The 7,180-nt window shown below is 66.3% G+C and carries 7 protein-coding genes; all 7 read left to right on the top strand.

Going from position 1 to position 7,180, the window contains the following annotated elements; translation table 11 throughout:
- Positions 1-131 precede the first annotated feature (131 nt).
- The 7 genes from VDQ18_RS06365 (at position 132) to VDQ18_RS06335 (ending at position 7,178) form a co-directional block, all read left to right on the top strand.
- Positions 132-551, top strand: a complete 420-nt coding sequence (locus VDQ18_RS06365; RefSeq protein WP_323020149.1) for a GNAT family N-acetyltransferase — start codon at positions 132-134, stop codon at positions 549-551.
- A gap of 169 nt (positions 552-720) precedes the next feature.
- Positions 721-1,716 carry a BMP family ABC transporter substrate-binding protein gene (locus tag VDQ18_RS06360; RefSeq protein ID WP_323020148.1) on the top strand — a complete coding sequence of 332 codons (996 nt, stop codon included), beginning with the start codon at positions 721-723 and terminating at the stop codon, positions 1,714-1,716.
- A 12-nt stretch (positions 1,717-1,728) separates the two neighbouring features.
- Positions 1,729-3,291: an ABC transporter ATP-binding protein gene (locus VDQ18_RS06355; RefSeq protein WP_323020147.1), complete on the top strand. Its 1,563-nt coding sequence runs from the start codon at positions 1,729-1,731 to the stop codon at positions 3,289-3,291.
- A complete protein-coding gene (locus tag VDQ18_RS06350) occupies positions 3,288-4,379 on the top strand; it encodes an ABC transporter permease (protein ID WP_323020146.1) in 1,092 nt (363 codons plus the stop codon). The genes VDQ18_RS06355 and VDQ18_RS06350 overlap by 4 nt, the downstream gene beginning before the upstream one ends.
- 1 nt (position 4,380) lies before the next feature.
- Entirely contained in the window at positions 4,381-5,346 is a 966-nt protein-coding gene (locus tag VDQ18_RS06345) for an ABC transporter permease (RefSeq protein ID WP_323020145.1), read from the top strand.
- Between the two features lie 123 nt (positions 5,347-5,469).
- The gene (locus tag VDQ18_RS06340; protein WP_323020144.1) at positions 5,470-6,390 is read left to right on the top strand and encodes a sulfite exporter TauE/SafE family protein; all 921 of its coding nucleotides are present in this window, start codon (positions 5,470-5,472) and stop codon (positions 6,388-6,390) included.
- Complete coding sequence (locus tag VDQ18_RS06335; protein ID WP_323020143.1) at positions 6,390-7,178, top strand: TIGR02186 family protein; 789 nt, start codon at positions 6,390-6,392, stop codon at positions 7,176-7,178. Before VDQ18_RS06340 ends, VDQ18_RS06335 begins: the two co-directional genes overlap by 1 nt.
- Positions 7,179-7,180 lie beyond the last annotated feature (2 nt).

Here is a 7,180-nt window from a genome sequence, read left to right as displayed (position 1 = left end):
GCAGACGGCCCCCCTTCTTCGGCGCGGCGGCACGCCGCGCCGCTGGTCGCCCGACGAGCCCGCGACAGCGGGGGAGGAGGGCGAAACACCTCCCCCGTTGCCGGGCCTCGCGGGGCGGGCTAGTCAGGCGCATGAGCCCCGAAGACCTCGCCCTCCTGCATGCCGCCGCCTTCACCGCGCCTCCGCCCTGGAGTGCGGCCTCCTTTGCCGGGCTGCTGGCCAGTCCCGCCGTGTTCCTCGTGGCCGATCCGCGCGGGCGGGCCTTTGCGCTTGGCCGGGTGGTGGCGGGTGAGGCAGAGCTTCTGACGCTGGCCACCGATCCGGGGGCGCGGCGGCAGGGTCTGGCGCGGGCCTCTTTGGCGGAGTTTGACCGCGCGGCCCGGGAGCGGGGGGCGCTCAGCGCCTTCCTCGAGGTGGCCGAGGATAACGCTGCGGCACGGGCGCTTTATGTTGCCTGTGGCTGGACCCAGCAGGGGCGGCGGCCCGGCTATTACGTCGCGCCAGGGGGCGAAAGGATCGCCGCATTGATCCTTTGCAAGTCGCTCGCCTGAGAATTAACCTGCTGATGGCCAGACGATTCCCTTCCTTGTCCGTTTGGTAAAATTCGCTTGACGGGCCATACGCGCGTGGACCTAGATTGCCCATGATCCGAAACTTCGGCTCAGCCGCGACGGGCCGACAGCCTGCGGCCATTGACGACCCAACTGGGAGAAAAAAACCATGAAACTCACCCGTACCCTTCTCGGCGCGACCGCCGTGGCTGCGCTGACGGCTGGCGCTGCCTGGGCCGAGCCCGCGCTGATCTATGACCTTGGCGGCAAGTTCGACAAATCCTTCAACGAGATGGCCTATACCGGGGCGATGCGCTGGGCCGAAGAGACCGGCATGGAGTTCCGCGACATCGAGCTGCAGTCCGAGACCCAGCGCGAGCAGGCGATCCGCCGCTTCGCCGAGGCGGGCTACAACCCGGTCGTCATGACCGGCTTCTCGATGGCGACGCCGCTTGAAGTCGTCGCTGCCGATTACCCGGACACCACCTTCGTCATCATCGACGGCGTGGTCGACCTGCCGAACGTCCGCTCGGTGCTCTTCGCCGAACAGGAAGGCTCGTATCTGGTCGGCATGGCCGCCGGATTGGCCACCGAGAGCAACACCGTCAGCTTCGTCGGCGGCATGGACGTGCCGCTGATCCGCGCCTTTGCCTGCGGCTATGCCCAGGGTGCGCATGCGGCCAATGCCGACATCAACGTCATCGTCAACTACACCGGCACCACCCCCGCCGCCTGGAACGACCCGGTGCGCGGCAGCGAGATCACCGCGGCGCAGATCAGCCAGGGCTCGGACGTGGTCTTCGCGGCGGCGGGCGGCACCGGCGTGGGCGTGTTGCAGCGCGCCGTCGATGACGGCATCCTGTCGATCGGCGTCGATTCCAACCAGAACTACCTGCACCCGGGTCAGGTCCTGACCTCGATGATGAAGCGCGTCGACAATGCCGTGTTCGATGCCTTCACCGCGGGCCCGGAGATGGAAACCGGCGTTCACGTGATGAACCTGCAATCGGGTGGCGTGGGCTGGGCTCTGGATGAGAACAACGACGCGCTGATCACCCAGGAGATGCGCGATGCGCTGGCCGCGGCCGAGGCCTCGATCGCGTCGGGCGAGCTGGCGGTGCACGATTACCGCTCGGACAACACCTGCCCCTATTCGGTCGAGTGAGGCCCGAGGTCGATGGTCGCTGACGTGACCGGGGGGGCGGCTGACGCCGCCCCCGCCATCGAGCTTCGCGGGATTTCCAAGGCCTTCGGCCCGGTCCAGGCGAACAAGGACATCAACATCCGGGTGCGCAAGGGCACCATCCACGGCATCATCGGCGAGAATGGCGCGGGCAAGTCGACGCTGATGTCGATCCTCTATGGGTTCTACAAGGCCGATTCGGGCGAGATCCTGATCGACGGCAAGCCGACGCAGATCGCCGATTCCCTGGCCGCGATCCGTGCCGGCATCGGCATGGTGTTCCAGCATTTCAAGCTGGTCGAGAATTTCACGGTGCTGGAGAATGTCATTCTCGGCTCCGAAGGGGGGGCGCTGCTCAAGCCCTCGAAGGCCAAGGCGCGCAAATTGCTGACGCAGCTGGCCCATGATTACGAGATGCATGTCGACCCCGATGCGCTGATCGAGGATCTCTCGGTCGGGCACCAGCAGCGGGTGGAGATCCTCAAGGCCCTCTACCGCGAGGCCAATATCCTGATCCTGGACGAACCGACCGGCGTGCTGACTCCGGCCGAGGCTGACCATTTGTTCCGCATCCTCAAGGGGTTGCGTGAGCAGGGAAAGACCATCGTCCTGATCACCCACAAGCTGCGCGAGATCATGGAAGTGACGGACGAGGTCTCGGTCATGCGCCGGGGCGAGATGGTGGCGACCGTCACCACGGCCGAGACCAGCCCGGCCGAACTGGCCGAGCTGATGGTCGGCCGCAAGGTGCTGCTCGACGTGCAGAAGAGCCCGGCCCAGCCCGGCGAGGTGGTGATGTCGGCCCGCGGGCTGACCGTCACCGACCGCCACGGGGTCGAGAAGCTGCGCGGCATCGACCTCGACATCCGCCGGGGCGAGATCCTGGGCATCGCCGGGGTCGCGGGCAACGGCCAGTCGGAGCTGCTGGAGGTTCTGGCGGGCATGATGGCCGGGACCGGCACCATGACCATGCTGGGCGAGCCGATGGACCTGACGCTCAAGCGCGACAACGCCCGGACCCGGCGCGAGGACAGCATCGCCCATGTGCACGAGGACCGGCACCGTTGCGGCCTGATCCTCGATTTCATGGCCTGGGAAAACGTGGCCTTCGGCTATCACAACGCCCCGGAATACCAGAAGAACGCGCTGCTGATGGACAACCACGCGATCCTGGAGGACGCCAAGGGCAAGATCGAGCGCTTCGACGTCCGCCCGCCCAATCCGATGCTGACGGCCGAGAGTTTCTCGGGCGGGAACCAGCAAAAGATCGTCCTGGCGCGCGAGATCGAGCGGAACCCCGACCTGCTGCTGGTCGGCCAGCCGACAAGGGGCGTCGACATCGGCGCCATCGAATTCATCCACAAGCGGCTCATCGAGCTGCGCGATCAGGGCAAGGCGATCCTGCTGGTCTCGGTCGAACTGGATGAGATCCTGTCGCTCTCGGACCGGATCGTCGTCATGTTCGACGGCCGCATCATGGGCGAGCGCGATCCCGAACAGACCAATGCGCAGGAACTGGGCCTTCTGATGGCCGGCGTGACGGGAGAGGCCGCATGAAAGCCATGCCGAAATGGGCCGACGTCCTGCTGGTCCCGCTGATTTCGCTTGTCATCGCCTTCGCGCTGTCGGCGCTGGTGATCCTGGCCATTGGCGAGGATCCAATCCGCGCCATGGAGCTGATGGTGACCGGGTCGCTGGGCTCCACCTATGGCTGGGGCTACACGCTGTACTACACGACCAACTTCCTGCTGACCGGCCTGGCCGTGTCGATCGCCTTCCAGGCCAAGCTCTTCAACATCGGGGGCGAGGGGCAGGCGATGATCGGCGGGCTGGGCGTGGCGCTGGTCTGCCTCTTCATCCCCTGGCCCAATTGGTGGCTGGCGATGATCGCGGCGATCCTGGCCTCGGCGCTCTTCGGGGCGATGTGGGCGGCGATCCCGGCCTGGCTGCAGGCCAAGGCGGGCAGCCATATCGTCATCACGACGATCATGTTCAACTTCATCGCCGCCTCGCTGATGAACTACCTGCTCAGCCATGTGCTGCGGCCGACGACCTCGATGGACCCGGCGACGGCGCGGTTCGACAACGTGCTCAGGCTGCCGCGGCTGCATGACATCCTGGGGCTGGTGGGGATCGACTTTTCCCGCTCGGGCCCGGCGAACATCATGCTGTTCATCGCGCTTGCCTTCTGCGTGCTGGCCTATGTCCTGCTCTGGCGCACGCGCCTCGGGTTCGAGATCCGCGCCTTCGGCCAGTCCGAGGCCGCGGCGCATTACGCCGGCATCAGCAGCTTCAAGATCATCATGGTCGCCATGCTGATTTCGGGCGCGCTGGCGGGCACGATGGCAGTGAATTCGGTCATGGGCGGGCCGCAACGGCTGGTCATGAACGCGGTCGAGGGCGCGGGCTTCATCGGCATCGCTGTGGCCCTCATGGGCCGTTCGCATCCGATAGGGATCATCGCCCCGGCGCTGCTGTTCGGCTTCCTGTTCCAGGGCGGCTCGGAACTGGCGATCGAGACCTCGATCCCGCGCGACATGATCGTCATCATTCAGGCGCTGGTGATCATGTTCACCGGGGCGCTGGACAATATGGTGCGCCGACCGCTCGAACTGCTGTTCCTCGCGCTGCGGCGGAGGGCCTGACATGGATATCGCAACCTTCGTCCAGATCTTCGAATCGACGTTGCGGCTGGCCACGCCCCTGCTGTTCGCCTGCCTCGCCGGGCTGTTTTCCGAGCGGGCCGGGATCTTCGACATCGGGCTTGAGGGGAAACTGCTGGTCGCGGCCTTTTTCTCGGCCTCCATCGCCTATGTCACGGGCTCGGCCTGGCTGGGGCTGGCAGCGGGGATCGGGGCCTCGGTCCTCTTCTCGCTGATCCATGGCGTGGCCTCGATCACCTTCCGGGGCAACCAGCTCATCTCGGGCGTGGCGATCAACTTCCTGGCGGCGGGGATGACCGTGGTCGTGGCGCAGAGCTGGTTCCAGCAGGGCGGCCGCACGCCGCCCCTGGTTGGCGACGCGCGCTTCGACCGGCTGTCGCTGCCTTTCGCCAATGCGCTGCATGACGTGCCGGTGGTCGGGCAGATCTATGGCCAGATCCTGAACCAGCATTCGATCCTGGTCTATTTCGGCCTGTTCTGCGTGCCGCTGACCTGGTGGGTGCTCTATCGCACGCGCTTTGGTCTGAGGCTGCGCGCGGTGGGCGAGAACCCGGCCGCGGTCGATACGGCGGGCATCTCGGTCGTGCGGCTGCGCTATGCGGCCATCGTCATCGCCGGGGTGCTCTGCGGCATCGGCGGCGCGTATCTCTCGACGGCGCTGGCGGCGGGCTTCGTCAAGGACATGTCGGCCGGTCGCGGCTATATCGCGCTGGCGGCGCTGATCTTCGCCAAATGGCGGCCCTGGCATGCGCTGGGGGCGGTGCTGCTGTTCGGCATGCTCGAGGCCATCGCCAACCGCTGGCCGAACCTGGATCTGGGCATCATCACCCTGCCCAACCAGTTCATGACCGCGCTGCCCTATATCCTGACCGTGGTCATCCTGGCGGGCTTTGTCGGCAAGGCGATCCCGCCCCGCGCCGGTGGCGAGCCCTACGTCAAGGAACGCTGACGCGCAGCAGGCCGGTGCCCCGATGGGACCGGCCTGCCCGCGATAATAATTTGGTATCCCCCAACCGGTAAATTTCATGGCAAAGCCCCTGTAACCGGCGGGGTTCTTGTCCTATTCAGACTCATGTTGGTCTATCTTCCCATTGCCGAGGTCTCGACGAACCTCTTCACCCTCCTGGGCGTTGGCGCCGGGGTCGGCATGCTGTCGGGCATGTTCGGGGTGGGCGGCGGCTTTCTGATCACGCCCCTGCTGTTCTTCATCGGCATCCCCCCCGCCGTGGCCGTGGCCACGGGCGCCAATCAGGTCGTGGCCTCGTCCATCTCGGGCGTGCTGGCACATCTGCGGCGCAAGACGGTGGACCTGAAGATGGGGACCGTGCTGCTGATCGGCGGCCTCATAGGCTCGTCCCTGGGGATCATCGTCTTCCGCTGGCTCAGCGCCTTGGGCCAGATCGACCTGGCGGTGCAGCTGTCCTATGTGGTCTTCCTGGGCATCGTCGGCGGCCTCATGCTGCAGGAGAGCCTGCGCGCCTGGTATCGGACCAAGAAATCCGGCTCGCCCCGGCGCAAGCTGCACCAGCACACCTGGGTACATGCGCTGCCCTTCAAGATGAAGTTCCGCGTCTCGGGCCTTTATATCAGCGTGATCCCGCCCCTGCTGGTCGGGGCCGCGGTGGGCGTCCTGTCGGCGGTGATGGGCGTGGGCGGCGGGTTCATCATGGTGCCCGCGATGATCTATCTGCTGGGGATGCCGACCAAGGTCGTGGTCGGCACCTCGCTCTTCCAGATCATCTTCACCACCGCCTACACCACGATCATGCATGCCGTGACCGGGCATTCGGTCGATATCATGCTGGCGACCTTCCTGATCCTGGGCGGGGTGATCGGCGCGCAATTCGGCACCCAGATCGGCACGCGGCTCAAGGCCGAGCAATTGCGGATCCTGCTGGCGCTGCTGGTGATCCTGGTCTGCCTGAAGGTGGCGACCGACCTGCTGATCCGCCCGGACGAGCTGTATTCCGTCCGCGTTCTGGGGGGCTTCTGATGCGGGCGCTCTGGCTGGTTCTGCTGCTCCTCGTCGCGCTGCCCGCGCGGGCGGGCGAGATTGTCGGCGCGCTGAGTCAGAACCGTGTCTCGCTGACCGCCAGCTTCTCGGGTTCCGAAATCCTGATCTTCGGCGCCATCCGCCGCACGGCCGAGGACCTGTTGGCCGAAGCCGAGGCCGAGGCCGCAGGCGGGGTGGATTACGACGTCATCATCGTCATCGAGGGGCCGCGCCAGCCGATCGCCGTCTGGCGCAAGGACCGCCGCGCCGGGATCTGGATGAACGTGGATTCGGTGACCATGGCCTCGGTCCCGTCCTTCTATGCCGTGGCGACCTCGGGCCCGCTGAACCAGATCCTCTCGCCCGAGGCGGATGCGGCCTACCGCATCTCGGCCCGGCAGGCGATCCGGGCGGAACAGGTGGGTGACGGCTCGCCGCAGGCGCTGCTCTTCGCCGAGGCGCTGCTCAGGATCCGCGAACGCTCGGCGCATTACATGGCGCTCGACCGGTTCGTGCATCTGGACCGCGACATCCTGTTCCGGGCCAATGTCCGGCTCCCCGCCAACCTGACCGAGGGCGCCTACACGACGCGCATGTATCTGGTGCAGGATGGCGAGGTGGTGAACCAGTTCCGCACGGCGATCTTCGTGCGCAAGGACGGGCTGGAGCGCTGGCTGCACGAGCTGGCCTACGAGCAACCCTTGCTCTATGGCTTTCTCGCGCTGGCCATCGCCATCATCGCCGGTTGGGGCGCCTCGGCCCTGTTCCGGCTGATCCGCCAGCAATAGCG

Source organism: Pararhodobacter sp., assembly GCF_034676075.1.
Lineage (GTDB): Bacteria > Pseudomonadota > Alphaproteobacteria > Rhodobacterales > Rhodobacteraceae > Pararhodobacter.
The sequence above is the reverse complement of the archived record's forward strand: the minus strand, read 5'-3'. Positions and strand labels throughout refer to the sequence as shown.

What these genes read in the sequence shown, in the direction of transcription:
- VDQ18_RS06365 (WP_323020149.1), top strand. Translation starts at nt 132, where the DNA reads ATGAGCCCCGAAGACCTCGCCCTCCTGCATGCCGCCGCCTTCACCGCG.
- VDQ18_RS06360 (WP_323020148.1), top strand. Translation starts at nt 721, where the DNA reads ATGAAACTCACCCGTACCCTTCTCGGCGCGACCGCCGTGGCTGCGCTG.
- VDQ18_RS06355 (WP_323020147.1), top strand. Translation starts at nt 1,729, where the DNA reads ATGGTCGCTGACGTGACCGGGGGGGCGGCTGACGCCGCCCCCGCCATC.
- VDQ18_RS06350 (WP_323020146.1), top strand. Translation starts at nt 3,288, where the DNA reads ATGAAAGCCATGCCGAAATGGGCCGACGTCCTGCTGGTCCCGCTGATT.
- VDQ18_RS06345 (WP_323020145.1), top strand. Translation starts at nt 4,381, where the DNA reads ATGGATATCGCAACCTTCGTCCAGATCTTCGAATCGACGTTGCGGCTG.
- VDQ18_RS06340 (WP_323020144.1), top strand. Translation starts at nt 5,470, where the DNA reads ATGTTGGTCTATCTTCCCATTGCCGAGGTCTCGACGAACCTCTTCACC.
- VDQ18_RS06335 (WP_323020143.1), top strand. Translation starts at nt 6,390, where the DNA reads ATGCGGGCGCTCTGGCTGGTTCTGCTGCTCCTCGTCGCGCTGCCCGCG.